43 protein-coding genes are annotated in these 25,513 nt (G+C 43.2%); 38 read left to right on the top strand and 5 right to left on the bottom strand.

Features of this window, described 5'->3' with window-relative positions; translation table 11 throughout:
• The 33 genes from EAE92_RS22405 to EAE92_RS22245 form a co-directional block, all read left to right on the top strand.
• A partial coding sequence (locus tag EAE92_RS22405; protein ID WP_479687652.1) for an EF-Tu C-terminal domain-related protein occupies positions 1–173 on the top strand: 173 nt, incomplete at its 5' end.
• 671 nt (positions 174–844) lie between these two features.
• A complete protein-coding gene (gene bfd, locus EAE92_RS22400; RefSeq protein ID WP_214069635.1) occupies positions 845–1,039 on the top strand; it encodes a bacterioferritin-associated ferredoxin in 195 nt (64 codons plus the stop codon).
• 76 nt (positions 1,040–1,115) lie between these two features.
• Complete coding sequence (gene bfr, locus EAE92_RS22395) at positions 1,116–1,592, top strand: bacterioferritin (RefSeq protein WP_036814877.1); 477 nt, start codon at positions 1,116–1,118, stop codon at positions 1,590–1,592.
• A gap of 296 nt (positions 1,593–1,888) precedes the next feature.
• A complete protein-coding gene (rpsJ, locus tag EAE92_RS22390; RefSeq protein WP_001181005.1) occupies positions 1,889–2,200 on the top strand; it encodes a 30S ribosomal protein S10 in 312 nt (103 codons plus the stop codon).
• Between the two features lie 32 nt (positions 2,201–2,232).
• Positions 2,233–2,862, top strand: coding sequence for a 50S ribosomal protein L3 (gene rplC, locus EAE92_RS22385; RefSeq protein WP_214069634.1), 630 nt, complete (start codon positions 2,233–2,235; stop codon positions 2,860–2,862).
• 16 nt (positions 2,863–2,878) lie between these two features.
• Positions 2,879–3,484 carry a 50S ribosomal protein L4 gene (gene rplD / locus EAE92_RS22380; protein WP_036814875.1) on the top strand — a complete coding sequence of 202 codons (606 nt, stop codon included), beginning with the start codon at positions 2,879–2,881 and terminating at the stop codon, positions 3,482–3,484.
• Entirely contained in the window at positions 3,481–3,783 is a 303-nt protein-coding gene (gene rplW, locus EAE92_RS22375) for a 50S ribosomal protein L23 (protein ID WP_021322796.1), read from the top strand. Before rplD ends, rplW begins: the two co-directional genes overlap by 4 nt.
• Positions 3,784–3,802: 19 nt before the next feature.
• Positions 3,803–4,627 carry a 50S ribosomal protein L2 gene (gene rplB / locus EAE92_RS22370; RefSeq protein WP_214069633.1) on the top strand — a complete coding sequence of 275 codons (825 nt, stop codon included), beginning with the start codon at positions 3,803–3,805 and terminating at the stop codon, positions 4,625–4,627.
• 14 nt (positions 4,628–4,641) lie between these two features.
• Entirely contained in the window at positions 4,642–4,920 is a 279-nt protein-coding gene (gene rpsS, locus EAE92_RS22365) for a 30S ribosomal protein S19 (protein WP_011148791.1), read from the top strand.
• 14 nt (positions 4,921–4,934) lie between these two features.
• Positions 4,935–5,267: a 50S ribosomal protein L22 gene (gene rplV / locus EAE92_RS22360; RefSeq protein WP_011148790.1), complete on the top strand. Its 333-nt coding sequence runs from the start codon at positions 4,935–4,937 to the stop codon at positions 5,265–5,267.
• 17 nt (positions 5,268–5,284) lie between these two features.
• On the top strand, positions 5,285–5,986 hold the full coding sequence (gene rpsC / locus EAE92_RS22355; protein WP_015836279.1) for a 30S ribosomal protein S3: 702 nt from the start codon (positions 5,285–5,287) through the stop codon (positions 5,984–5,986).
• Positions 5,987–5,998: 12 nt separating this feature from the next.
• Entirely contained in the window at positions 5,999–6,409 is a 411-nt protein-coding gene (rplP, locus tag EAE92_RS22350) for a 50S ribosomal protein L16 (RefSeq protein ID WP_011148788.1), read from the top strand.
• Positions 6,409–6,600, top strand: coding sequence for a 50S ribosomal protein L29 (gene rpmC / locus EAE92_RS22345; RefSeq protein WP_010847484.1), 192 nt, complete (start codon positions 6,409–6,411; stop codon positions 6,598–6,600). Before rplP ends, rpmC begins: the two co-directional genes overlap by 1 nt.
• Positions 6,600–6,854, top strand: coding sequence for a 30S ribosomal protein S17 (rpsQ, locus tag EAE92_RS22340; RefSeq protein WP_011148786.1), 255 nt, complete (start codon positions 6,600–6,602; stop codon positions 6,852–6,854). Before rpmC ends, rpsQ begins: the two co-directional genes overlap by 1 nt.
• A gap of 179 nt (positions 6,855–7,033) precedes the next feature.
• Complete coding sequence (gene rplN / locus EAE92_RS22335; protein ID WP_036781889.1) at positions 7,034–7,405, top strand: 50S ribosomal protein L14; 372 nt, start codon at positions 7,034–7,036, stop codon at positions 7,403–7,405.
• 10 nt (positions 7,406–7,415) lie between these two features.
• Positions 7,416–7,730 carry a 50S ribosomal protein L24 gene (gene rplX, locus EAE92_RS22330; RefSeq protein WP_036781887.1) on the top strand — a complete coding sequence of 105 codons (315 nt, stop codon included), beginning with the start codon at positions 7,416–7,418 and terminating at the stop codon, positions 7,728–7,730.
• 14 nt (positions 7,731–7,744) lie between these two features.
• Positions 7,745–8,284, top strand: coding sequence for a 50S ribosomal protein L5 (gene rplE, locus EAE92_RS22325; protein WP_011148783.1), 540 nt, complete (start codon positions 7,745–7,747; stop codon positions 8,282–8,284).
• Between the two features lie 12 nt (positions 8,285–8,296).
• Positions 8,297–8,602, top strand: coding sequence for a 30S ribosomal protein S14 (gene rpsN, locus EAE92_RS22320; RefSeq protein WP_036781885.1), 306 nt, complete (start codon positions 8,297–8,299; stop codon positions 8,600–8,602).
• A 33-nt stretch (positions 8,603–8,635) separates the two neighbouring features.
• On the top strand, positions 8,636–9,028 hold the full coding sequence (rpsH, locus tag EAE92_RS22315; protein ID WP_011148781.1) for a 30S ribosomal protein S8: 393 nt from the start codon (positions 8,636–8,638) through the stop codon (positions 9,026–9,028).
• Between the two features lie 14 nt (positions 9,029–9,042).
• Positions 9,043–9,576, top strand: coding sequence for a 50S ribosomal protein L6 (rplF, locus tag EAE92_RS22310; protein WP_214069632.1), 534 nt, complete (start codon positions 9,043–9,045; stop codon positions 9,574–9,576).
• A 9-nt stretch (positions 9,577–9,585) separates the two neighbouring features.
• Positions 9,586–9,939, top strand: a complete 354-nt coding sequence (gene rplR, locus EAE92_RS22305; protein WP_011148779.1) for a 50S ribosomal protein L18 — start codon at positions 9,586–9,588, stop codon at positions 9,937–9,939.
• A 14-nt stretch (positions 9,940–9,953) separates the two neighbouring features.
• Positions 9,954–10,454, top strand: coding sequence for a 30S ribosomal protein S5 (gene rpsE, locus EAE92_RS22300; RefSeq protein WP_036781881.1), 501 nt, complete (start codon positions 9,954–9,956; stop codon positions 10,452–10,454).
• 5 nt (positions 10,455–10,459) lie between these two features.
• A complete protein-coding gene (gene rpmD / locus EAE92_RS22295; protein ID WP_036781914.1) occupies positions 10,460–10,639 on the top strand; it encodes a 50S ribosomal protein L30 in 180 nt (59 codons plus the stop codon).
• 3 nt (positions 10,640–10,642) lie between these two features.
• A complete protein-coding gene (gene rplO, locus EAE92_RS22290) occupies positions 10,643–11,077 on the top strand; it encodes a 50S ribosomal protein L15 (RefSeq protein ID WP_036781879.1) in 435 nt (144 codons plus the stop codon).
• 7 nt (positions 11,078–11,084) lie between these two features.
• Positions 11,085–12,416 (top strand): preprotein translocase subunit SecY, encoded by a 1,332-nt coding sequence (gene secY / locus EAE92_RS22285; RefSeq protein WP_011148775.1) that lies wholly within the window; start codon positions 11,085–11,087, stop codon positions 12,414–12,416.
• 32 nt (positions 12,417–12,448) lie between these two features.
• Entirely contained in the window at positions 12,449–12,565 is a 117-nt protein-coding gene (rpmJ, locus tag EAE92_RS22280; RefSeq protein ID WP_002227352.1) for a 50S ribosomal protein L36, read from the top strand.
• A 149-nt stretch (positions 12,566–12,714) separates the two neighbouring features.
• Positions 12,715–13,071: a 30S ribosomal protein S13 gene (gene rpsM / locus EAE92_RS22275; protein WP_011148774.1), complete on the top strand. Its 357-nt coding sequence runs from the start codon at positions 12,715–12,717 to the stop codon at positions 13,069–13,071.
• A 15-nt stretch (positions 13,072–13,086) separates the two neighbouring features.
• Positions 13,087–13,476: a 30S ribosomal protein S11 gene (gene rpsK / locus EAE92_RS22270; protein ID WP_002919257.1), complete on the top strand. Its 390-nt coding sequence runs from the start codon at positions 13,087–13,089 to the stop codon at positions 13,474–13,476.
• Between the two features lie 36 nt (positions 13,477–13,512).
• Positions 13,513–14,133, top strand: a complete 621-nt coding sequence (rpsD, locus tag EAE92_RS22265) for a 30S ribosomal protein S4 (RefSeq protein ID WP_011148773.1) — start codon at positions 13,513–13,515, stop codon at positions 14,131–14,133.
• Between the two features lie 25 nt (positions 14,134–14,158).
• Complete coding sequence (locus EAE92_RS22260; RefSeq protein WP_011148772.1) at positions 14,159–15,148, top strand: DNA-directed RNA polymerase subunit alpha; 990 nt, start codon at positions 14,159–14,161, stop codon at positions 15,146–15,148.
• Between the two features lie 40 nt (positions 15,149–15,188).
• Entirely contained in the window at positions 15,189–15,581 is a 393-nt protein-coding gene (gene rplQ, locus EAE92_RS22255) for a 50S ribosomal protein L17 (RefSeq protein ID WP_036781873.1), read from the top strand.
• 135 nt (positions 15,582–15,716) lie between these two features.
• Complete coding sequence (gene zntR / locus EAE92_RS22250) at positions 15,717–16,133, top strand: Zn(2+)-responsive transcriptional regulator (protein ID WP_105399506.1); 417 nt, start codon at positions 15,717–15,719, stop codon at positions 16,131–16,133.
• 80 nt (positions 16,134–16,213) lie between these two features.
• Positions 16,214–16,420 (top strand): alternative ribosome-rescue factor A, encoded by a 207-nt coding sequence (locus tag EAE92_RS22245; protein ID WP_046395679.1) that lies wholly within the window; start codon positions 16,214–16,216, stop codon positions 16,418–16,420.
• A gap of 335 nt (positions 16,421–16,755) precedes the next feature.
• Here the strand turns inward: EAE92_RS22245 and trkA are convergent, their stop codons facing one another.
• The 4 genes from trkA to def all read right to left on the bottom strand — a co-directional run bounded on the left by trkA (position 16,756) and on the right by def (position 21,033).
• Positions 16,756–18,132 carry a Trk system potassium transporter TrkA gene (gene trkA / locus EAE92_RS22240; RefSeq protein WP_049584851.1) on the bottom strand — a complete coding sequence of 459 codons (1,377 nt, stop codon included), beginning with the start codon at positions 18,130–18,132 and terminating at the stop codon, positions 16,756–16,758.
• Positions 18,133–18,188: 56 nt separating this feature from the next.
• Positions 18,189–19,478: a 16S rRNA (cytosine(967)-C(5))-methyltransferase RsmB gene (gene rsmB, locus EAE92_RS22235; protein ID WP_214069631.1), complete on the bottom strand. Its 1,290-nt coding sequence runs from the start codon at positions 19,476–19,478 to the stop codon at positions 18,189–18,191.
• A gap of 70 nt (positions 19,479–19,548) precedes the next feature.
• Positions 19,549–20,496 carry a methionyl-tRNA formyltransferase gene (gene fmt / locus EAE92_RS22230; RefSeq protein ID WP_214069630.1) on the bottom strand — a complete coding sequence of 316 codons (948 nt, stop codon included), beginning with the start codon at positions 20,494–20,496 and terminating at the stop codon, positions 19,549–19,551.
• A 24-nt stretch (positions 20,497–20,520) separates the two neighbouring features.
• Positions 20,521–21,033, bottom strand: a complete 513-nt coding sequence (gene def, locus EAE92_RS22225; protein ID WP_214069629.1) for a peptide deformylase — start codon at positions 21,031–21,033, stop codon at positions 20,521–20,523.
• Between the two features lie 133 nt (positions 21,034–21,166).
• Here def and dprA point away from each other — a divergent pair, with 133 nt between their 5' ends.
• The 5 genes from dprA to EAE92_RS22200 all read left to right on the top strand — a co-directional run bounded on the left by dprA (position 21,167) and on the right by EAE92_RS22200 (position 24,544).
• Positions 21,167–22,252 carry a DNA-protecting protein DprA gene (gene dprA, locus EAE92_RS22220; protein WP_214069628.1) on the top strand — a complete coding sequence of 362 codons (1,086 nt, stop codon included), beginning with the start codon at positions 21,167–21,169 and terminating at the stop codon, positions 22,250–22,252.
• A gap of 69 nt (positions 22,253–22,321) precedes the next feature.
• Positions 22,322–22,861 carry a topoisomerase DNA-binding C4 zinc finger domain-containing protein gene (locus EAE92_RS22215; RefSeq protein WP_046395683.1) on the top strand — a complete coding sequence of 180 codons (540 nt, stop codon included), beginning with the start codon at positions 22,322–22,324 and terminating at the stop codon, positions 22,859–22,861.
• 21 nt (positions 22,862–22,882) lie between these two features.
• Positions 22,883–23,452, top strand: coding sequence for an L-threonylcarbamoyladenylate synthase type 1 TsaC (gene tsaC / locus EAE92_RS22210; RefSeq protein WP_214069627.1), 570 nt, complete (start codon positions 22,883–22,885; stop codon positions 23,450–23,452).
• Between the two features lie 13 nt (positions 23,453–23,465).
• Positions 23,466–24,284, top strand: coding sequence for a shikimate dehydrogenase (gene aroE, locus EAE92_RS22205; RefSeq protein ID WP_214069626.1), 819 nt, complete (start codon positions 23,466–23,468; stop codon positions 24,282–24,284).
• Complete coding sequence (locus EAE92_RS22200) at positions 24,281–24,544, top strand: DUF1488 family protein (RefSeq protein WP_214069625.1); 264 nt, start codon at positions 24,281–24,283, stop codon at positions 24,542–24,544. The genes aroE and EAE92_RS22200 overlap by 4 nt, the downstream gene beginning before the upstream one ends.
• Here EAE92_RS22200 and EAE92_RS22195 read toward each other — a convergent pair.
• Entirely contained in the window at positions 24,520–25,065 is a 546-nt protein-coding gene (locus tag EAE92_RS22195; RefSeq protein WP_065389496.1) for a gamma carbonic anhydrase family protein, read from the bottom strand. The genes EAE92_RS22200 and EAE92_RS22195 overlap by 25 nt on opposite strands.
• Positions 25,066–25,513 lie beyond the last annotated feature (448 nt).

The raw sequence follows: 25,513 nt of genomic DNA, 5'->3' as shown, positions 1-25,513 counted from the left end.
TAACCGGCACAATCGAGCTGCCAGAAGGCGTGGAAATGGTGATGCCAGGCGATAACATTCAGATGAAAGTGACCCTGATTGCGCCAATCGCAATGGACCAGGGTCTGCGCTTCGCTATCCGTGAAGGTGGCCGTACTGTAGGTGCTGGTGTTGTTGCTAAAATTATTGCTTAATAGCTAAGAATTAAGTACCTAACTTTAGGACAGGTTTGTATTCTGACTTGTTTTAGGACAGACACTTGGTTGTGCTACGCTAGGTGTCTGTTAGTTAGTGTTTTAATTGATATCACCTTTCCTTAAATTCCCTGTATGAACCATCCCATTCGGTTATCTCTTAGTGTCTTAAGTTTTTGATTTCGGCTGCTTGTTCCTACCGGTGTTATCGTTATCTGGCTGTTCTGCTAGGGTATTCTTAGAGTATATATTCATCATTCATCTGTAGAATACGTTAGCGGTAACCAACCCCCTCACCTCGTGATTTTCCCGAATAAGCATTTGTCTTCAAACTTAGATGAGTCATCTTTTCTTTTATATACAGGTAGTAATATTTGACTCATGTTTGTTCTGCATCTGTTGGTATGCCCTAACGAAAGGAGGGGATACCAACGAAGAGAGTTGCTGATGTAGGAGATAGTTTTAGGATGGAATAAGTTTAAGAAAGTTCCTGATAGAGATAAAAGTCTTTTTAGTCAAAGCATTACAGAAATGAGAGAACTACTGCCATTTGACGAAGTTAAAGGATATTTGGAAGAACTTGAATCAGAAAATTAAAATGCGAATGATTATTGAAATGAGACTCATTATTATTTAATATGCGCTATAATGTGTACCAGAGAGTGTTATTTATGTATGTCTGCCTATGTAATGCGGTGAGTGACAAAACAATACGTAACGCGGTGCGTCAGCATCATATTCTCTCTATTAGAGAATTAAAACGTATTGTGCCTGTAGGCCGTGATTGTGGCAAATGCATACGCCAAGCCCGAGAGCTAATTAATGAGGAAATTGCACAGCTGCCTAAGATAGATAACGTTGCTTGATAAAAAAGAGGTAAGTTTACTACTACTCTGCGGAATAGGTACTACACTTTAAGTACTGGAAGCGGAGGAGTAAACTATGAAAGGTGATAAAAAAATGATTGCTCATTTGAACAAACTTCTTGGAAATGAGCTTGTTGCAATTAATCAATATTTTCTACATGCCCGGATGTTCAAAAACTGGGGCCTTACCCGCCTGAATGACAAGGAATATCATGAATCTATCGATGAAATGAAGCATGCTGATAGGTACATTGAACGTATCCTTTTTCTTGAAGGAATCCCTAATTTGCAGGATCTAGGAAAACTTAACATCGGAGAAGATATCGAAGAAATGCTCAAATCTGACTTACAGCTCGAATTGCAGGGAGCTAGAGATTTGAAAGAAGCGATTGCTTATGCTGATTCGATTCATGACTATGTTAGCCGTGATTTGATGATTGATGTCCTAGATGAAGAAGAAGAACACATTGATTGGTTGGAAACTCAATTTGAATTAATTGAACGTATGGGGATTCAAAATTACACTCAAGCACAGATCCTTGAAGGAGAATAGGTACGAAAAAATGCCCTATCTATTAAGTTAGGGCATTTTGTTTCATGTTTCTTTGACTCTATTCCGGACAAATCTTCATCTGTATCTTGCTTTGTTAATTGATTTGCGTATAATATGCGGTCTTACTTACGTGTAAGTCTGGTTTGATAACCAGTAAATGTGCAGTATTGCTTTGCTGCCATTTAAAATACTCCCGATAGGGGGGTTATATATTGAACGATTACACTCTCCCATCAATCGAAATGGGTACGAGGAGTAATTATTTACGTTTATAAAATAGTTGGAGCTCTGGTCTCATGCAGAACCAAAGAATCCGTATTCGCCTGAAAGCATTTGATCATCGTTTGATCGATCAATCAACTGCGGAAATTGTCGAGACCGCTAAGCGTACTGGTGCGCAGGTTCGTGGTCCGATCCCGCTGCCGACTCGTAAAGAGCGTTTTACCGTTCTGATTTCTCCGCATGTTAATAAAGATGCGCGTGATCAGTACGAAATTCGCACTCATAAGCGTCTGGTTGACATCGTTGAGCCAACCGAGAAAACCGTTGATGCTCTGATGCGTCTGGATCTGGCTGCCGGTGTAGACGTGCAGATCAGCCTGGGTTAATCAGGTCATTGAACGATTGAGAGGTTGAAACAATGATTGGTTTAGTCGGTAAAAAAGTGGGTATGACTCGTATCTTCACTGAAGATGGCGTTTCTATCCCTGTAACTGTTATCGAAATTGAAGATAACCGTGTGACTCAGGTTAAAGATCTGGATAGCGATGGTTATCGTGCAATTCAGGTTACTACTGGTAGCAAAAAAGCTAACCGTATAAACAAACCTGAAGCAGGTCATTTCGCTAAAGCTGGCGTTGAAGCTGGCCGTATCCTGCGTGAATTCCGTCTGTCTGAAGGCGAAGGATATGCTGTAGGTCAAAGTATTAGCGTTGAGATTTTCGCTGACGTTAAGAAAGTCGACGTTACTGGTACATCTAAAGGTAAAGGTTTTGCTGGTACTGTTAAGCGCTGGAATTTCCGTACCCAAGATGCTAGCCACGGTAACTCCTTGTCTCATCGTGTTCCGGGTTCTATCGGTCAGAACCAAACTCCGGGCAAGGTATTTAAAGGCAAGAAAATGGCAGGCCAACTGGGTAATGAACGTGTAACTGTTCAAAGCCTAGATGTAGTACGTGTTGACGCTGAGCGCAACCTGCTGCTGGTCAAAGGTGCTGTTCCAGGTGCAACTGGCGGCAACCTGATCGTAAAACCGGCTGTCAAGGCGTAACGTCGAGGAGATAGGAATGGAATTGGTAATGAAAGACGCGCAAGGCGCGCTGACTGTTTCCGAAACTACCTTCGGGCGTGATTTCAATGAAGCGCTTGTGCATCAAGTAGTTGTTGCTTACGCAGCTGGTGCACGTCAAGGTACTCGTGCTCAGAAAACCCGTGCTGAAGTTTCTGGTTCAGGTAAGAAACCATGGCGTCAGAAAGGCACTGGCCGTGCACGTTCTGGTTCTATTAAGAGCCCAATTTGGCGCTCTGGTGGTGTAACTTTTGCAGCTAAACCACAGGACCACAGTCAAAAAGTTAATAAGAAAATGTACCGTGGTGCTTTAAAGAGCATCCTGTCTGAACTGGTACGTCAAGATCGTTTGATCGTTGTCGAGAAGTTTTCTGTAGAAGCCCCTAAAACCAAGCTTCTGGTTCAGAAACTGAAAGATATGGCTCTGGAAGATGTGCTGATTATCACTCATGAAGTTGATGAGAATTTGTTCTTAGCAGCTCGCAACCTGTACAAGGTTGATGTTCGTGATGTAGCTGGTATTGATCCAGTTAGCTTAATCGCCTTCGATAAAGTGGTTATGACTGCTGATGCTGTGAAGCAAGTTGAGGAGATGCTGGCATGATCCGTGAAGAACGTCTGCTGAAAGTACTGCGCGCCCCGCACGTATCTGAAAAAGCTTCTACAGCGATGGAAAAGAGCAACACCATCGTTCTCAAAGTTGCGAAAGACGCGACTAAAGCAGAAATCAAAGCTGCTGTGCAGAAACTGTTTGAAGTCGAAGTTGAAGGTGTTAACACTTTGCTGGTTAAAGGCAAAACTAAACGTCACGGTCAGCGTATTGGTCGTCGTAGCGACTGGAAAAAAGCTTACGTCACACTGAAGGAAGGCCAGAATATGGACTTCATCGGTGGGGCAGAGTAAGTCGGAGGAGTAAAGAACAATGGCAATTGTTAAATGTAAACCTACGTCTCCGGGCCGTCGCCACGTTGTTAAAGTGGTTAACCCTGAGCTGCATAAGGGTAAACCTTATGCTCCATTGCTGGAAAAAAGCAGCAAAACCGGTGGTCGTAACAACAATGGCCGTATTACCACTCGTCACATTGGTGGTGGCCACAAGCAGCACTATCGTTTGATTGACTTTAAACGTAATAAAGATGGTATCCCTGCTATAGTTGAGCGTTTGGAATATGATCCAAACCGTTCAGCGAATATCGCCCTGGTTCTGTATAAAGATGGTGAACGTCGTTATATCCTTGCACCTAAAGGTCTGAAAGCTGGTGATCAGATCCAATCTGGTGCTGACGCAGCTATCAAAACTGGTAACGCATTGCCAATGCGCAATATCCCTGTTGGTTCTACCGTACATAACGTAGAAATGAAACCGGGTAAAGGTGGTCAGTTGGCTCGTTCCGCTGGTGCATACGTTCAGATCGTTGCCCGTGACGGTTCTTATGTAACTTTGCGTCTGCGTTCTGGTGAAATGCGTAAAGTTCTGTCTGACTGCCGCGCCACTTTAGGTGAAGTTGGTAATGCAGAACATATGCTACGCGTTCTGGGTAAAGCTGGTGCAAGTCGCTGGCGCGGCATTCGTCCTACCGTTCGTGGTACGGCGATGAACCCGGTAGATCACCCACATGGTGGTGGTGAAGGTCGTAACTTTGGTAAACATCCTGTAACTCCTTGGGGTGTCCAAACTAAAGGTAAGAAGACTCGTAGTAATAAACGTACTGATCAGTTCATCGTACGTCGCCGTACTAAAAAATAATTAGAGGATAAACCATGCCACGTTCTCTCAAGAAAGGTCCATTTATCGACCTGCACTTGCTGAAGAAGGTAGAGAAAGCGGTGGAAAGCGGAGACAAAAAGCCTATCAAGACTTGGTCCCGTCGTTCAACGATCTTTCCTAACATGATCGGTTTGACCATCGCTGTCCATAATGGTCGTCAGCATGTACCAGTTTTTGTTTCCGACGAAATGGTTGGTCATAAACTAGGTGAATTCGCGCCGACCCGTACTTATCGCGGCCATGCGGCCGATAAAAAGGCTAAAAAGCGCTAAGGTAGGAGGAAGAGATGGAAACTATCGCTAAACATCGCCACGCTCGTTCTTCTGCTCAGAAGGTTCGCCTTGTAGCTGACCTGATTCGCGGTAAGAAAGTGTCGCAAGCTCTGGAAACTCTGACCTATACCAATAAGAAAGCTGCTGGTTTAGTGAAGAAAGTACTTGAGTCTGCTATTGCTAATGCAGAACACAACGATGGTGCTGACATTGATGATCTGAAGGTCACGAAGATTTTCGTAGACGAAGGCCCGACCATGAAGCGTATTATGCCTCGTGCAAAAGGTCGTGCAGATCGCATCCTGAAGCGCAGCAGCCACATTACTGTGGTTGTGTCCGATCGCTGAGACTCTGGAGACTAGCAATGGGTCAGAAAGTACATCCTAATGGTATTCGCCTGGGTATTGTCAAACCTTGGAACTCTACTTGGTATGCGAATACTAAAGAATTCGCTGACAACCTAGACAGCGATTTTAAAGTTCGTCAGTACTTGAATAAAGAACTGGCAAAAGCGTCTATTTCACGCATTGTTATTGAACGTCCTGCTAAAAGTATTCGTGTAACTATTCACACGGCTCGCCCAGGTATTGTAATCGGTAAGAAAGGTGAAGACGTAGAAAAACTGCGTAAAACTGTAGCGGAAATCGCTGGTGTTCCTGCGCAAATTAATATCTCTGAAGTGCGTAAGCCTGAACTGGACGCGAAACTGGTTGCTGACAGTATTACTTCACAGCTAGAACGTCGTGTTATGTTCCGTCGCGCTATGAAGCGCGCAGTCCAGAATGCGATGCGTTTGGGCGCTAAAGGCATTAAAGTGGAAGTCAGTGGCCGTTTAGGCGGTGCTGAAATCGCGCGTACTGAATGGTATCGTGAAGGTCGTGTACCGTTGCACACACTGCGTGCAGATATCGACTATAACACTTCAGAAGCGCACACCACTTATGGTGTACTCGGCGTTAAGGTATGGATCTTCAAAGGTGAGATCTTGGGTGGTATGGCTGCTGTTGAACAGGCGGAAAAACCGGCTGCACAACCGAAAAAGCAGCAGCGTAAAGGCCGCAAGTAAGGAGAGTCGCTGATGTTACAACCAAAGCGTACGAAATTCCGTAAAATGCACAAAGGCCGTAACCGTGGCCTGGCAGCAGGTGCGGATGTTAGCTTCGGCACTTTCGGTCTGAAAGCTGTGGGCCGTGGCCGTCTGACGGCACGTCAGATTGAAGCGGCACGTCGTGCTATGACTCGTGCAATTAAACGTCAAGGTAAAATCTGGATACGTGTATTTCCAGACAAACCTATCACTGAAAAGCCACTCGAAGTGCGTATGGGTAAAGGTAAAGGTAACGTAGAATATTGGGTTGCCTTGATCCAGCCTGGTAAAGTCCTTTATGAAATGGACGGAGTGCCTGAAGAGCTGGCTCGTGAAGCATTCAAGCTGGCAGCAGCGAAACTGCCTATCAAGACCACCTTTGTAACTAAGACGGTGATGTAATGAAAGCACAAGAGCTGCGCGAAAAAAGCGTTGAAGAGCTGAACACTGAGCTGCTGAATTTGCTGCGTGAACAATTTAACCTGCGCATGCAGGCTGCAAGTGGCCAGCTACAACAGTCTCATCTGTTGAAACAAGTGCGTCGTAATATCGCACGCGTTAAGACTTTATTGACTGAGAAGGCGGGTGCGTAATGACCGATAAAATCCGTACTCTGCAAGGTCGTGTTGTAAGTGACAAAATGGAGAAATCTATTGTTGTTGCTATTGAGCGTAAGGTGAAACACCCTTTGTATGGTAAATTCATCAAACGTACGACTAAACTGCATGTACATGACGAGAACAATGAATGTGGCATCGGCGATGTGGTGGAAATCCGCGAAACCCGTCCACTGTCCAAAACTAAATCTTGGACTTTAGTTCGCGTTGTAGAGAAAGCGATTCTGTAAGCTGGCTCGAATAGAGTAAACGGCTCAGGCGATGAGCCGTTTATTTTTTCTATCTATATCTGAGATGTGGTGTTATAATGCCGCGCCCTCATGATATGGGGTATCTGAACGGCCTCTTCATATTAAATTTATAGTATGAAGTGGGCTCAGTAGTAGTTGACATTTAGCGGAGCACTAAAATGATCCAAGAACAGACTATGCTGAACGTGGCCGACAACTCCGGTGCACGTCGCGTAATGTGTATCAAGGTTCTGGGTGGCTCGCACCGTCGCTATGCACACGTCGGCGACATCATAAAAGTCACCATTAAGGAAGCAATTCCTCGTGGTAAAGTGAAAAAAGGTGATGTCCTGAAAGCGGTAGTGGTGCGCACCAAGAAGGGTGTTCGTCGCCCTGACGGTTCTGTCATTCGCTTCGATGGCAATGCTTGCGTGTTGTTAAACAACACAAGTGAGCAAGTTATCGGTACGCGTATTTTTGGGCCGGTAACTCGTGAACTTCGTAATGAAAAGTTCATGAAAATTATCTCCCTGGCACCAGAAGTACTCTAAGGAGCGGACAATGGCAGCGAAAATCCGTCGTGATGACGAAGTTATCGTGTTGACCGGAAAAGATAAAGGTAAGCGCGGTAAAGTAAAACAGGTTCTTTCTACTGGGAAAGTCATTGTTGAAGGTATCAACTTGGTTAAAAAACATCAGAAGCCTGTTCCGGCTCTGAACCAACCAGGTGGCATCGTTGAAAAAGAAGCTGCAATCCAGGTTTCAAACGTTGCGATCTTCAATGCGGCAACCGGTAAGGCTGACCGTGTAGGTTTTAGATTTGAAGACGGAAAAAAAGTTCGTTTCTTTAAATCTAACAGCGAAACTATCAAGTAATTTGGAGTAATACGATGGCGAAACTGCATGATTACTACAAAGACGAGGTAGTCCAAAAACTGATGACTCAGTTTGGCTACAATTCTGTCATGCAAGTCCCTCGGGTCGAGAAGATCACCCTGAACATGGGTGTTGGTGAAGCGATTGCTGATAAGAAACTGCTGGATAATGCAGCAGCGGATCTGGCAGCAATCTCTGGTCAAAAACCATTGATCACCAAAGCACGCAAATCAGTTGCAGGCTTCAAAATCCGTCAGGGCTATCCAATCGGCTGTAAAGTGACCCTGCGTGGTGAACGTATGTGGGAGTTTCTTGAGCGCCTGATTTCTATTGCTGTACCTCGTATTCGTGACTTCCGTGGTTTGTCTGCTAAGTCATTTGATGGTCGTGGTAATTACAGCATGGGTGTACGTGAGCAAATCATCTTCCCTGAAATCGATTACGATAAAGTGGATCGTGTTCGTGGTCTGGATATTACTATCACCACAACTGCGAAATCTGATGATGAAGGCCGCGCACTGTTGGCTGCTTTTAACTTCCCGTTCCGCAAGTAAGGCAGGGTATTCATGGCTAAGCAATCAATGAAAGCACGTGATGTAAAACGTGCGAAATTAGCTGAAAAATTCTTCACTAAACGTGTAGAATTGAGAGCTATCATTTCTGATGTGAATGCATCTGATGAAGAGCGTTGGAATGCTGTTCTCAAGCTGCAAACATTGCCACGTGATTCCAGCCCTTCTCGTCAGCGTAACCGCTGTCGCCAAACTGGCCGTCCGCATGCGTTTTTGCGGAAGTTTGGGTTGAGCCGAATTAAAGTCCGTGAAGCCGCTATGCGCGGTGAAATTCCGGGCCTTAAAAAGGCTAGCTGGTAATTGTCACCAATTGAATCACGGGAGTAAAGACAGATGAGCATGCAAGATCCCATCGCGGATATGCTGACCCGTATCCGTAACGGTCAGGCCGCGAATAAAGTTGCGGTCACCATGCCTTCCTCCAAGCTGAAAGTGGCAATTGCCAAAGTGCTGAAGGAAGAAGGTTATATTGAAGATTATAAAATTGAAGGCGACACCAAGCCAGAGCTGGAATTAGTACTGAAATACTTCCAGGGTAAGGCTGTTGTAGAAAGTATTCAGCGTGTAAGCCGCCCAAGTCTGCGCATCTATAAGAAAAAAGATGAGCTGCCACAAGTTATGGCTGGTTTGGGTATCGCTGTTGTTTCTACCTCTAAAGGTGTAATGACTGATCGTGCAGCTCGCCAAGCTGGTCTTGGTGGCGAGATTCTCTGCTACGTAGCTTAATTCGGGAGGAAAGAATGTCTCGTGTTGCAAAAGCACCCGTCGTTATTCCTGCCGACGTAGAGGTAAAACTCGACGGTCAGGTTATTTCGATTAAGGGTAAAAACGGCGAGCTAAGTCGTACAATCCACAGCGCAGTTGAAGTTAAGCATGCAGATAATCAACTGACCTTCGCTCCACGCGATGGTTATGTTGATGGTTGGGCACAGGCGGGTACAACTCGTTCTTTGCTGAATGCTATGGTTATCGGTGTTACCGAAGGCTTCACTAAGAAGCTTCAACTGGTAGGTGTTGGTTATCGTGCAGCAGTCAAAGGCAGTGTTATCAACATGTCTCTGGGCTTCTCACATCCAGTTGACCACGAACTGCCAGCAGGCATTACTGCAGAATGTCCGTCACAAACTGAAATCGTACTAAAGGGTGCTGATAAACAGGTAATCGGTCAGGTTGCGGCAGAACTGCGTGCCTATCGTCGTCCTGAGCCTTATAAAGGTAAGGGTGTTCGTTACGCCGACGAAGTCGTGCGTATCAAAGAGGCTAAGAAGAAGTAAGGTAACACTATGGATAAGAAAGCAGCTCGTATCCGTCGTGCGACCCGCGCACGCCGCAAGCTCCAGGAACTGGGTGCAACTCGCCTGGTGGTACATCGTACCCCTCGCCATATTTATGCGCAGGTTATCGCACCAAACGGTTCTGAAACTTTGGTGGCAGCTTCTACTACAGAAAAAGCTATCAATGAGCAACTGAAATACACTGGAAATAAAGAAGCAGCAGCAGCAGTTGGCAAGGCAATTGCTGAACGTGCGTTGGAAAAAGGTATTAAAGATGTATCCTTTGACCGCTCTGGTTTCCAATATCATGGTCGAGTCCAGGCACTGGCAGATGCTGCCCGTGAAGCTGGCCTTCAGTTCTAAGGTAGAGGTGTAAGATGGCTCACATCGAAAAACAAGCTGGCGAACTGCAGGAAAAGCTGATTGCGGTAAATCGCGTATCTAAAACCGTAAAAGGTGGCCGGATTTTCAGCTTTACCGCACTAACTGTTGTAGGTGATGGTAATGGTCGCGTTGGTTTTGGCTACGGCAAAGCACGCGAAGTTCCGGCAGCAATCCAGAAAGCGATGGAAAAAGCCCGTCGCAATATGAAAACCGTCGCACTGAACAGCGGCACTTTGTATCACCCAGTAAAAGGTGCACACACTGGTTCCCGTGTGTTCATGCAGCCTGCTCACGAAGGTACTGGTATCATCGCAGGCGGTGCTATGCGTGCTGTTTTGGAAGTGGCTGGTGTTCATAACGTACTGGCTAAAACCTATGGTTCCACTAACCCTATTAATGTGGTTCGTGCAACTCTGGATGCTTTAGACAGCATGAAGTCTCCAGAAATGGTCGCCGCTAAGCGTGGTAAATCCGTCGAAGAAATTCTGGGGTAATGACCATGGCTAAGACTATTAAAATAACACAGATTCGCAGTTCAATCGGCCGTCTGCCTAAGCATAAGGCAACTTTGGTTGGTTTAGGTCTGCGCCGTATCGGTCATACAGTAGAGCGCGAAGACACTCCTGCTATACGTGGTATGATCAACTTGGTTTCCTATATGGTTAAAGTTGAGGAGTAGCAGATGCGCTTAAATACTCTGTCTCCAGCTGAAGGTTCCAAGCATGCGCCTAAACGTGTAGGTCGTGGTATTGGTTCTGGCTTGGGTAAAACCGGTGGCCGTGGTCACAAAGGCCAGAAGTCTCGTTCTGGCGGTGGCGTACGCCGTGGTTTTGAAGGTGGTCAGATGCCTTTGTACCGTCGTTTGCCAAAATTTGGTTTTACTTCACGTAAGGCGATGGTTACAGCAGAAGTTCGTTTATCTGATTTTGCTGCCGTTGAAGGCGATATTATTGATCTGAACGCATTGAAAGCCGCTAATATTGTTGGCACTCAAATTGAATTCGCGAAAGTTATTCTTTCTGGTGAAATCAATCGTGTAGTAACTGTGCGTGGCCTTCGTGTTACTAAAGGCGCTCGTGCTGCAATTGAAGCTGCTGGCGGTAAAATTGAGGAATAAGTAACAGATGGCTAAACAACCAGGATTAGATTTTCAAAGTGCTAAAGGTGGACTAGGCGAGCTGAAACGTAGGCTGTTGTTTGTTATTGGCGCGTTAATTGTTTTCCGCATTGGTTCTTTTATTCCTATCCCTGGTATTGATGCCACTGTGCTTGCCAAATTGCTCGAACAGCAAAGGGGCACCATCATTGAAATGTTTAATATGTTCTCTGGTGGTGCTTTAAGTCGTGCTTCTATCTTTGCACTGGGGATAATGCCGTATATTTCTGCGTCTATTATTATTCAGTTGTTGACGGTGGTTCATCCAACGTTGGCGGAGATTAAGAAGGAAGGGGAAGCTGGTCGTCGTAAGATTAGCCAGTATACTCGCTATGGTACTTTAGTGCTGGCTATATTCCAGTCAATCGGTATTGCTACTGGTTTGCCAAATATGCCAGGAATGCAAGGACTGGTGATCAATCCAGGATTTGCTTTCTACTTCACGGCTGTTGTGAGCCTGGTTACTGGGACTATGTTCCTAATGTGGTTGGGTGAGCAGATTACTGAGCGTGGTATTGGAAACGGTATCTCTATCATAATCTTTGCTGGTATTGTTGCGGGTTTGCCGCCGGCCATTGGCCATACCATCGAGCAAGCTCGGCAAGGCGATCTGCACTTCCTCCTGTTGCTGTTGGTTGCAGTGTTAGTGTTTGCAGTAACTTTCTTCGTTGTTTTCATGGAGCGTGGCCAACGACGTATCGTTGTTAACTATGCGAAACGTCAACAAGGTCGCCGAGTTTATGCTGCACAGAGCACACATTTACCGTTGAAAGTGAACATGGCTGGGGTTATCCCTGCAATTTTTGCTTCCAGCATTATTCTGTTCCCTGGTACCATAGCTTCTTGGTTCGGGGGAGGAACTGGTTGGAACTGGCTGACTACTATTTCAATGTACTTGCAGCCTGGGCAACCTCTTTATGTGTTACTCTACGCGTCTGCAATCATCTTCTTCTGTTTTTTCTATACCGCGTTGGTTTTCAACCCGAGAGAAACAGCAGATAACCTGAAGAAGTCCGGTGCATTTGTACCAGGAATTCGTCCGGGAGAGCAAACAGCCAAGTACATTGATAAAGTAATGACGCGCCTAACTTTAGTTGGTGCGATGTATATCACTTTTATCTGCTTAATCCCGGAGTTCATGCGTGATGCGATGAAGGTGCCATTTTATTTTGGCGGTACTTCGCTACTTATCGTAGTTGTAGTCATCATGGACTTTATGGCTCAAGTGCAAACTCTGATGATGTCAAGTCAGTATGAGTCTGCATTGAAGAAGGCAAATCTTAAAGGTTATAACCGTTAATTGGTTTGCTTGAGAAGTTACGGAGAGTAAAAATGAAAGTTCGTGCTTCCGTCAAGAAATTATGTCGCAACTGCAAAATCGTTAAGCGTAACGGTGTCGTTCGTGTGATTTGTAGTGCAGAGCCTAAGCATAAACAACGCCAAGGCTAATAAAATAGCATATTTTTCTTGCAAAGTCGGTTTGAGCTGGCTAAATTAGCCAGCCAATCTTTTTTATGTCACAGCAACACTGTTTGAGTATCCTGAAAACGGGCTTTTCAGAATGGTGTTGCGGTAAATAAATAACTTAGGAGTGCATAGTGGCCCGTATAGCAGGCATTAACATTCCTGATCAGAAGCATACCGTGATCGCTTTAACATCGATTTACGGAATTGGTAAAACTCGCTCCCAAGCTATTTGCGCTGCGGCGGGTATTGCTGAACATGTTAAGATCAGTGAGCTGTCTGAAGAGCAAATTGATAAGCTGCGTGACGAAGTTGCTAAATACGTTGTAGAAGGCGATTTGCGTCGTGAAGTAACCCTGAGCATCAAACGTCTGATGGATCTTGGTACTTATCGTGGTTTACGTCACCGTCGTGGTCTACCTGTTCGCGGCCAGCGTACTAAGACCAATGCACGTACCCGTAAGGGTCCACGTAAGCCGATCAAGAAATAATCGGGGTATTGTATAATGGCAAAAGCACCTATTCGTGCACGTAAGCGTGTAAGAAAGCAAGTCTCTGATGGTGTGGCTCATATCCATGCTTCTTTCAACAACACAATCGTGACCATTACTGACCGTCAGGGTAACGCTCTGGGTTGGGCAACTGCCGGTGGTTCCGGTTTCCGTGGTTCTCGTAAATCTACTCCGTTTGCCGCTCAGGTTGCAGCAGAGCGTTGCGCCGAAGCAGTGAAAGAATACGGAATCAAGAACCTGGAAGTTATGGTTAAGGGACCTGGTCCTGGCCGCGAGTCAACTATTCGAGCGTTAAATGCGGCAGGTTTCCGCATTACTAACATTACTGATGTGACTCCGATCCCTCATAACGGTTGTCGTCCACCTAAAAAACGTCGCGTTTAATAGCGTTTACTTTTTAGGTTCGATTGGAGAAAGAAAATGGCAAGATATTTGGGTCCTAAGCTCAAGCTGAGCCGTCGCGAGGGTACAGATCTATTCCTGAAGTCTGGCGTTCGCGCGATTGACACCAAGTGTAAATTAGAACAGGCACCTGGGCAGCATGGCGCACGTAAACCGCGTCTGTCTGACTACGGTGTGCAGTTACGTGAAAAACAAAAAGTTCGTCGTATTTACGGTGTTCTGGAACGTCAATTCCGTAACTACTATAAAGAAGCAACTCGTCTGAAAGGCAACACAGGTGAGAACCTGCTGAGTTTGCTGGAAGGTCGTCTGGACAACGTTGTTTACCGTATGGGTTTCGGGGCGACTCGCGCTGAGTCACGCCAAATGGTAAGCCATAAGGCTATCATGGTAAATGGCCGCGTTGTTAACATCGCTTCTTATCAGGTATCCCCGAATGACGTAGTCAGCGTTCGCGAAAAATCGAAAAAGCAGTCTCGTATCAAGGCGGCTTTAGAGCTGGCTGAGCAGCGTGAGAAACCAACTTGGTTGGAGGTTGATGCTGTGAAGATGGAAGGTGTGTTCAAACGTATTCCAGAACGTGCTGATCTGTCTGCTGACATCAACGAACACCTGATCGTCGAGCTTTACTCTAAGTAAAGCTTAGCACCAAAGAGAGGACACAATGCAGGGTTCTGTGACAGAGTTTCTAAAACCGCGCCTGGTTGATATCGAGCAAGTCAGTTCGACGCACGCCAAGGTGACCCTTGAGCCATTAGAGCGTGGCTTTGGCCATACTCTAGGTAACGCACTGCGCCGTATTCTGCTTTCGTCTATGCCGGGTTGTGCGGTGACTGAGGTTGAGATTGATGGTGTACTGCATGAGTACAGCACCAAAGAAGGTGTACAGGAAGATATCCTGGAGATTCTCCTCAACCTGAAAGGGCTGGCGGTAAGAGTTCAGGGAAAAGATGAAGTTATTCTTACCTTGAATAAGTCTGGCATTGGCCCTGTGACTGCAGCCGACATTATCCACGACGGAGATGTCGAAATCGTCAAGCCGCAGCATGTAATCTGCCACCTGACTGACGAAACTGCTTCTATAAGCATGCGCATTAAAGTTCAGCGTGGTCGAGGTTATGTGCCGGCTTCTGCCCGGATTCATTCGGAAGAAGATGAGCGCCCTATTGGTCGTTTGTTAGTAGACGCTTGTTATAGCCCAGTAGAGCGTATTGCCTACAATGTTGAAGCAGCGCGTGTAGAACAACGTACCGATTTGGACAAGTTGGTTATCGAGATGGAAACTAACGGTACAATCGATCCTGAAGAGGCGATTCGCCGTGCAGCTACTATTTTGGCTGAACAGCTAGAAGCTTTTGTTGATTTACGTGATGTACGTCAGCCAGAAGTAAAAGAAGAGAAGCCAGAGTTTGATCCGATCCTGCTGCGCCCTGTTGACGATCTGGAATTGACTGTCCGCTCTGCTAACTGTCTTAAGGCAGAAGCTATCCACTACATCGGTGATTTGGTACAGCGTACCGAGGTTGAGTTACTTAAGACACCTAACCTGGGTAAAAAATCTCTTACAGAGATCAAAGACGTACTGGCTTCACGTGGCTTATCTCTGGGCATGCGCTTGGAAAACTGGCCGCCAGCAAGTATTGCTGATGAATAACTAGATCACAGGTTAAGGTTTTACTGAGAAGGATAAGGTCATGCGCCATCGTAAGAGTGGTCGTCAATTGAACCGCAACAGCAGCCATCGCCAAGCTATGTTCCGCAACATGGCAGGTTCTTTGGTTCGTCATGAAATCATCAAGACGACTCTGCCTAAAGCGAAAGAACTGCGTCGCGTCGTTGAGCCGCTGATTACTCTTGCCAAGATCGACAGCGTAGCTAATCGTCGTCTGGCATTCGCCCGTACTCGTGATAACGAAATCGTGGCAAAACTGTTTAATGAGCTGGGCCCGCGTTTTGCGAGCCGCGCAGGTGGTTACACTCGTATTCTTAAGTGTGGCTTCCGTGCTGGTGACAATGCTCCGATGGCATACATCGAGCTTGTTGACCGTGCCGCTGAGCTTCAAACAGAAGTTGCGACTGCGGAGTAATCTGTAGGGGCATATAAAAGAACCGGGTTTATCCCGGTTTTTTTACGTTTGTACATAATGAATCTCTAACTTATTTCTTTTCATCCTGCTATGCTGATATCTCAAGCAATGTGATCTATTGTAGGAGATATAAAGATGTATCGTATTGGCCAGCTGGCTAAATTAGCGAATGTAACTCCTGATACTGTGCGTTTCTATGAAAAACAAGGAATGATGGAACATCAGAACCGTACAGAAGGAGGATATAGACTTTATACAGAGCAAGATCTACAGCGCCTTCGGTTTATACGCTATGCTAAGCAATTAGGGTTTACATTGGAGGCTATTACAGAATTATTGTCTATCCGTGTAGATCCAGCCCATCATACTTGTGAAGAGTCGAAGCAAATTGTAGATTCTAGGTTAATAGAAGTGGAGGAAAAGCTTCTTGAAATGCGAAAAATGCGTGATTCACTTAAGATGTTAAGTGATGCTTGCTGCGGTAGTTCTCATATAAGTACTTATTGTTCTATTCTTGAAACGTTAGAACAAGGTGCTTTAAATAAGAAATAAGTAATTTTTCTTTATTATTGAAAATCCAGATAGTACAATTGCTGTGTTTTCAGATAAATTAATATGTATAGAGGCATATGATGACTACATATCACCATAAAAAAGGTGTAATAAAGGATAATGCTCTAGAAGCTTTATTACGTGATCCACTATTTAAACAGCGAGTTGAAAAAAATAAAAAGGGGAAGGGAAGTTACCAGAGGAAAGAAAAACATAGTAAAGCAAGTAAAAGTAACTGGGAGACCAGTGGTAAGGGGTTATTAGATTCTTTACTACTGGTCTTTTAGTTTAATAGATCCATCTCCTACTTTTCAGTAACCTACGAATTTCTAATAGTTATTTTGTTTCAGTAACTTAGAGTATCTGGTATATCTTTAATTTCTTTTTACTAAATGATCTGTTTATTGGTTTCATTGTGCATAAAATAGTGAATGACGGTACGGTGTTCTTTTATAATCATATCGACGCTGACGTTAGCAGCTAAATTGGCAAAATTACTTTTCATAGTAAATCCGTAAAATGATTTAAAAATTTCATCACATTCTTCTAATTAAAATATATCAAGTTGTATCAGTTATTGTGCTCGAATTATATAACTGGTACGTAACTATTTCTTTGGTTTTTAAAGGAAAAAAGGGCTCGGCTGGAATAATTTCTCTACTTCGGGGACAAATTTCTTATCTGTAATAAACATAATTACATGATCTCCTTGTTCGATCACGCTGTAATCATTAGCAATAATGACTTCCTCTCCGCGGGCTATTGCACCAATTGTAGTGCCTGGTGGTAATTTAATATCACCTACAGCTCGACCAACAACCTTTGATGTGTTTTCATCTCCATGAGCAATCGCTTCGATAGCTTCGGCCACTCCACGACGCAGTGAGGAAACACTTACGATATCCGCTTTGCGAACATGACCTAGTAGAGCGGATATTGTCGCTTGTTGTGGAGAGATTGCAATATCAATGACACCACCTTGAACTAAATCGACATATGCACTACGTTGGATGAGAACCATGGCTTTTTTTGCCCCCATGCGTTTGGCAAGCATTGCGGACATAATATTTGCCTCGTCATCGTTGGTTAGAGCAATAAATACATCTACTTGTTCTACATGTTCTTCAGCTAATAACTCTTGATCGGAGGCATCGCCATAGAAAACAATGGTGTCATGCAATAATTCAGCTAGTTCTGTAGCTCTTTGTTGATTTCGCTCGATTAATTTAACCCTATAATCTTTTTCGAGACGTAGTGCAAGGCCGGCACCCACATTACCACCACCTACGATCATAATACGCTTGTAGGGCTTTTCTAAACGTTGAAGCTCACTCATTACAGCACGAATATGTTGTGATGCAGCTACAAAGAAAACTTCGTCACCGGCTTCAATAATTGTGGAACCTTGTGGTCTTATTGGTCGATCCTGACGGAATATTGCAGCAACTCTGGTATTGATGTGTGGCATGTGCTCACGAAGTGAGGAAAGTGCATTTCCTACAAGTGAGCCTCCATAATAAGCTTTTACTGCAACAATACTTACTCGGCCTTCGGCAAAGTTAACAACTTGTAAGGCGCCAGGATATTGAATTAATTTGTAAATATAATCTATGACAAGTTGTTCTGGTGAAATAAGATAGTCAATAGGAATATCATTAGGGAGAAAAAGTTTATCTGCTTCGCGGATATATTCTGCTGCGCGTATTCGCGCAACTTTATTTGGTGTGTTGAATAAGGAATAAGCAATTTGGCATGCAATCATGTTAGTTTCGTCAGAATTAGTTACAGCAACTAACATATCAGCATCTTCAGCACCAGCTTCTCTTAATACCCTAGGGTAAGAGCCATGACCATTGACTACTCTGAGATCGAATTTATCTTGTAGTTGGTGTAAACGGTTAGGATCAGTATCGACTATAGTGATATCATTATTCTCACCTACCAGATTTTCAGCTAATGTACCGCCAACTTGACCCGCGCCAAGAATAATTATTTTCATAGTATTCTCTAATTTATTGAAAACAAATAATTATCTTTATGAATTGCAAAGATATATTACTGTTTAATTAATCGAGCGTAAAAGAAACCATCGCCACCATTTGACTCAGGTATTATTTGTTTTCCCGGAAAATCATTTGTTTCTGCTCCCGCTAGTTTTGCATCTGGGTGGCGTTTTAAAAACGAGCTGATTTGCTGGCTATTTTCATCTGGTAGAATAGAACAGGTTGCATATACTAGTGTTCCGCCTTTCTTTAAGTATGGCCAGATTGCATCAAGAATTTCAGATTGTAATTGAACTAATTGAGTAATATCTTCTTCGCGGCGTAACCATTTGATATCAGGATGGCGACGGATTACTCCTGTTGCTGAACACGGGGCATCTAAAAGAATGCGGTCGAATTGCTGATTTTCTGCCCATTGTTCAGGGTGGCGCCCGTCACCGGTTTTTACTGTAGCGTGGCAATTAAGGCGTTGGAGATTTTCTTTTACTCGTTTGATTCTTTGCTCATCAATATCCACCGCTAATACTTGAGATTCTGGTGCTACTTCGAGGATATGTGTTGTTTTCCCTCCAGGTGCTGCACAAAGATCGAGAATTTTCTCTCCATTTGTGGGTTTTAGTAACTCGACACACTCTTGTGCGGATACATCTTGGACAGTGACCCAACCTTTGTCAAATCCAGGTAATATTGTTACAGGACAAGGGGAAATTATGCGGATAGCATAAGGTGATTCTGGCGTTGGTTCCGCATCAATTCCCGATCTATGAAGAAGAGCGAGATATTCATCCCGACTATGGTATATACGATTAACTCGTAACCACATAGGTGGTTTTTTATTATTAGCATCAATAAATTGTTGCCATTGTTGTGGATAGGCTTTTTGGATTCGAGTTAATAGCCATACTGGGTGTAAGTGATGGCTGGGATTATTTTGTACACATTCCATTAACTGTAGTTGTTGTCTCTGAAATTGGCGAAGAACGCCGTTAATTAGCCCTTTTAATTGAGGATACTTCAGCGTTACGGCCCCATTTACTGTTTCAGCAAGTGCTGCATGGGCTGGGATGCGAGTATAGGTAAGTTGGTATATTCCAACCATAAGCAGGTAATGAAGAATACGTTGTTTACCTTTTAATGGTTTTGCCATTAGTTGACTTATTATCCACTCTAGTTGTGGTAATACGCGTAATACTCCGAAAGATAATTCCTGTAACAAGGGTTTATCTTTATCGGTTATATTTTGTTGCAGTTTGGGTAAGACTGTACTCAGAGACTGTCCTTGGTCCAGAACTTGATTGATTGCTTTTGCGGCAACACTTCGCAGATTATATGTGTTTTTCATAGTTAAAAAAGCTGACAAAAGCCAGCATTAAGAGAAAATTGGTGAGAATGCTTACAGCATAAAATAGTATTTAATTGATTTTATTGCCTGGTGTAAACCATTCACGTTTAGAGTTAAGTAGATTTGCTGCTGACATTGCTTTTTTACCAGCAGGCTGTAATTGAGTAATGTTCAGAATTCCATCAGCAGTGGCAATATAAATACCTTTTTTGTCTGCTTTTAATACAGTTCCTGGTTCTGCAGAAGTTTGTTCTCCAATGGCTTCTGCTTTCCAAACTTTAACAGGTTGCCCTTCCATCTCGAAAAAGCTCATGGGCCAAGGATTAAATGCACGAATACAGCGTTCGAGGTGGGTTGCAGATAGTTTCCAATCTATACGGGCTTCTTCTTTGCTTAGTTTTTCAGCGTAGGTAACTAAATTTTCGTTTTGAATTTCAGGTTGATTTTTACCCGATGTTATTAACGATAATGTTTTGAGTAACGCATCTGGGCCAATGTTGGCCAATTTTTCGTATAAACTGGCACTGGTATCCTCAGGTGTAATAGGGCTGCTTGCTTTATATAGCATGTCGCCAGTATCAAGACCTACATCCATTTGCATGATCGTTACGCCTGTTTCTGTATCACCGGCCCAGAGCGAGCGTTGAATGGGTGCTGCACCTCGCCAGCGTGGTAATAGGGAGCCATGTACGTTTAGGCAACCTAATCTTGGAATATTTAAAACAGTCTTAGGAAGGATCAATCCATAGGCAACAACTATGAGAACATCAGGCTGTTGTTTTAGAATCCATTGTTGATTTTCTTCTGAGCGTAAAGTAGCTGGCTGAAAAACGGTGATGTTATGTTCCTCTGCCAGTACCTTTACAGGACTGGGTGTTAATTTTTTACCTCTTCCTGCCGGTTTGTCTGGTCGAGTTAGAACACCAACCACCTCATGCTGAGACATTAACAAAGCCTCTAAATGGCGTGCTGCAAAATCAGGTGTTCCGGCAAAAACAATACGTAAAGAATCAGACACGTTTATTTCCTGTATTAATGTAATTTACTTGGTTCGGGCTTTTTGTTTATCCAGTTTTTCTACTTTCTGGCGTATACGTTGGCGTTTCAGTGGAGATAAATAATCCACAAAAAGTTTACCAATTAAATGGTCCATCTCGTGCTGAATACAAATTGCTAGTAAGCCATCAGCTTGTAATTCAAATGGTTGGCCATTGTAATCTAGGGCTTTGATTTTGACTTTTTCGGCTCGTGGCACTAGCGCTCGTTGTTCAGGGATAGACAAACAGCCCTCTTCGATCCCTGTTTCACCACTTTTTTCCAGTAATTCTGGGTTAATCAGAACAAGACGTTCATTACGCGTTTCTGATACGTCAATAACAACAATACGCTGATGAATATCAACCTGTGTTGCTGCCAAACCAATACCTTCTTCTGCGTACATAGTTTCAAACATATCATTAATGATACGTCGAATCTCTGAATCAACTGCTTCAACAGGCGTTGCAATAGTGCGAAGCCGCTCGTCTGGGTAATGTAATACTTGTAATACTGACATATATGTTTAGATCTGCGTCCAAAATGTTAATGGTATTCTATGTCTATTCTAGACATTTCCCGTTTAGATTGACAGTATCGATTGCTAATTGAGCAGTTTAGTTTTGTCAGTCAATCTTAGCCAGGATGACAACATGGAAGCTATGGAAGTATGGTTGCGAATGAAGATGGTTTCTCATCTGGCAACAGAGAGAGCAGCAAATGTTGCAGAAAAATTATTACATTCCGGGAATCGTTACCTCACTGTGCTGAAAGATAGTGGATTATCGTCAGCACAATCTCTGCAATTTACTAAAGTAAATAAAACCTTACTCGCTTCATGCCTTAAGTGGCTGGAACAACCAGAGCACCATTTATTGACATATTCTCATCCTTCGTATCCACCTCTATTAAAGCAGATACATACCCCTCCGCTTGTGCTTTTTGTGTCAGGAAAACCAGATATCCTTTTGAAGAAGCAGGTGGCGATGGTAGGGAGTAGGACAGCAAGCTATTATGGTGAGAAATGGGGAAGAATTTTTGCAAGTGAACTGGTTGGATATGAGTTAGTTATTACTAGTGGTTTAGCTATTGGTATTGATGGTATTTGTCACCGAGCTGCATTGGATAGTGGAGGCGAAACAGTAGCTGTATTAGGTAGTGGGCTTGGGCAGATTTATCCTCATAGACACGGATCATTAGCAAAGCAAATTGAGGAGAATGGTGCTCTTGTTTCTGAATTTTTTCCGGATACGCCGCCACGTGCAAAAAATTTTCCTAAAAGAAATCGGATAATCAGTGGATTAAGCTCAGCAGTGATTGTTGTAGAAGCAGGTCAAAATAGTGGTTCGTTAATTACTGCTCGTTGTGCTCTTGAACAAGGAAGGGATGTATTTGCATTACCAGGGCTTTTGGGAAATTCAGTGAGCGAAGGGAATCACTGGTTAATAAAACAAGGCGCATATTTATCTACAAATGCAATGGATATTGTGGAACATGTTTACAGTTCACTACAATGGTTGAATATGGAAAGAACGAAGGAAGAAGTAAAACCGCAGTTTGAGCAAACTGAGTTGCCATTTACGGATGTGCTAGTTAACGTAGGAGCTGAAATAACGCCTGTTGATATTATTGCTCAGCGTTCTTCATTACCTATAACTGAGGTAATGACAAAGCTCCTTGAGCTGGAACTACTGGGTAAGGTGGCTGTGGTTGCTGGTGGTTATGTACGCGTGAGTTAAATTAACTGAATTTCCAGAGTCCTGTCCTGTTCAACGTCATATGAGAATAATTTTTTGAGTGAAAATAGTATGGCAAAAATGGTTCCTTTCTCTACTAATGAAACTGAATATTGCCCTGAATGTGGTTCTGTATTGGTTATACGTAATGGTATCCATAGCCCATTTCTTGGATGTTCTGGTTATCCATCATGTCAATATATTCGTCCATTAAAAGGGCAAAGTGATGGTCATGTGGTAAAAGAACTTGAAGGGCAGCTATGTCCGGCGTGTGGAGCCAATTTGATTTTGTGTCAAGGACGTTATGGAATGTTCATTGGTTGTAGTCGTTATCCCGAATGCGAACATGCAGAGCTAATTGATAAGCCGGATGAGACGTTAATATCTTGTCCGCAATGTAAACAAGGACAACTACTCCAAAGGAAATCACGTTTCGGAAAAATTTTCCATTCGTGTAACCGTTACCCTAATTGCCAGTTTGTATTAAATAATAAGCCAATTGAGGGTAAATGTATGTTTTGTTCTTATCCATTACTGGTGGAAAAACGTACATCACAAGGTATAAAATCATTTTGTGCCAGTAAATTGTGTGGAAAACAGCAAGTAAATTAAGCAATTAAGTAGAGTAATAAAATGAGCAATGAAGCATTATCTGCATTTGAGAATGTATTAACTGCATTAAAAGCAGAAAAAGTGATTTCCTATCCGACTGAAGCTGTTTTTGGACTTGGATGTGATCCTGATAGTGAAAAAGCGGTAAATGAACTGCTGATATTAAAGAAACGTCCTTGGCAGAAAGGGTTGATTCTTATCGCAGATAATTATGAACAATTACAGCCATATCTTGATGATAAACTTTTAACAGAAGCACAAAAAGAAGTTATGTTTGCTTGTTGGCCAGGACCTGTAACTTGGGTAATCCCTGCCAAATTCAGTACATCTAAATGGTTGACTGGGCAATTTACTACCTTGGCTGTCAGAGTTAGTGATCATCCTTTGGTGAAACAGTTATGTACTTTTTATGGTAAACCGTTGGTGTCGACAAGTGCAAATTTGAATGGTCTTGAACCATGCAGAACAGCAGAAGAAGTTAGACAACAGTTTGGAGATAAGCTTCCTATATTAAATGGATGTGTTGGCGGTCGGAAAAATCCTTCAGAAATTCGGGATGCTTTAACTGGTGAACTTTATCGTCAAGGATAGGAGAAGAATAAATATGGATCAATTTGCCGTCTTTGGTAATCCTGTTGCACACAGTAAATCTCCGCGTATCCATCAGTTATTCGCTGGGCAAACAGGTATTGAGCATCGTTACGGGAAAATTCTAGTGCCGATAAGTAAATTCGAAGAGGCATTGGATGTATTTCTTAAACAGGGAGGTATAGGAGCCAATATTACTGTGCCATTTAAAGAGCAGGCATTTATTCGGGCAAATGAGTTGACTGAACGAGCAAGACTTAGTGGTGCAGTTAATACTTTGAAATTACTGGATAATAATCAATTAATTGGTGATAACACGGATGGTATAGGGTTATTAACCGATTTGATACGACTTGGATTTATTACTCAAGGACAACATATTTTGATCATTGGCGCTGGTGGTGCTGCCAGAGGTGTTTTATTTCCATTATTAGAATTTGGTTGTGAAATTACAATAACAAACCGCACGTTTAGTCGCGCTACACAGGTTGCTAATGATTTTTCATCAATAGGTAATATTCGGTCTGTTGAGATGAAAACACTTAATAATCCTGAGTTTGAGCTCATTATCAATGCTACTGCGTCTGGTATTAATGGTGAGATTCCTTCTATATCTCCATTCATATTTAATGAAAATTGTGTCTGTTATGACATGTTTTACCAAGCTAATTTGACGCCCTTTATTTCCTTTGCTAAGAAGCGTGGTGTTTCTCGTTATGCGGATGGACTAGGGATGTTAGTAGGGCAAGCCGCTCATTCATTTAAATTATGGCATGGCGTGTTGCCTGAAATTGCGCCTGTATTGCTAACATTGGAACAGGAGTTACATTCGTGAATCAATCTATCCAATTTCCTGAGAGAGAAGAGTGGAACGAACAAGAACAGATAGTCATTTTTCCCGCATTGGTAAATGGATTACTGGTTCAATGCGTTATAAGCGCTGAGGATCTTTTATGCCGTTATGGAACGGAAGATCATCATCCACTAAGTCTTTTCCGGCAAAATCGTTGGGATATAGAAGAGGAATTCGAATTAGTAATTAATAACGAGGATGATGATCGCTTGGGACGTTACATATTACCTTCCTGCAAATAGTTGTTTTTCAAGCTAACGTAGTGGCTTGCTGAATAACATAGTCCTTTTAATTCTTCAGGTTTTAGTTTTCTGACTTGACGGGCAGGGCTACCAATATAAAGGTACCCACTTTCTAACACTTTGCCTGGGGCTACTAGGCTGCCTGCGCCAACAATAACGTTATCTTCAATCACTGAACCATCAAGTAGGATGGAGCCCATACCGATGAGTACTTGATTACCGATAGTGCAGCCATGAAGTATAACTTTATGCCCGATAGTGACATCATCTCCCACAATTAAAGGGAAACCATGAGGATTGTCTGTTGTTTTGTGTGTCACATGTAATATAGAACCATCTTGAATGTTAGTACGTGCACCAATAGATACATAATTAACGTCCCCACGAATGACAACTAAAGGCCATATACTGACATCATCAGCAAGTCTAACATCACCAATGATTACACTAGACGAATCTAGCATAACGTTCTGACCAACTTCCGGTTGAGTATCAAGGTAACTGCGTAACGTTTCGGACATGTATACCTCTGATGAGAAAATGGAGATTTACTTTAAATAAGATTTTAGTGAGGAAAATACCAGTATGCAATGAAAGAAACTTATTGAATTGGACTATATCGGTTTGAATGTTGCTCATAAAGAACAAGAATTCGCCTGTTGGTGATAAATGTGAAAAAAAGTATTGTATAAAAATCTGAGCTCCCTATAATGCGCCACCACTGACCGACACAACGCTGATAAACATTGTGAGGTCAGGCAGAGAAAAGCGAATAAGCGCTTGACTCTGCGGGCGAAAAGCGTAATATATGCAGCCCGGCTGAGCGAGAATGTGATTTTTTGATTCAGCCTGCTCTTTAACAATTAATCAGACAATCTGTGTGGGCACTCACAAGACCGTATCACAAAAAAATACGTTTTAAAGTCTTGAAGAGTGAACAACAGTTAATTCATTACGAACTAATTAGTC

This window comes from Photorhabdus hainanensis, from assembly GCF_018448965.1.
Classification (GTDB): domain Bacteria; phylum Pseudomonadota; class Gammaproteobacteria; order Enterobacterales; family Enterobacteriaceae; genus Photorhabdus; species Photorhabdus akhurstii.
This window is presented reverse-complemented; position numbering and strand designations above follow the sequence as displayed.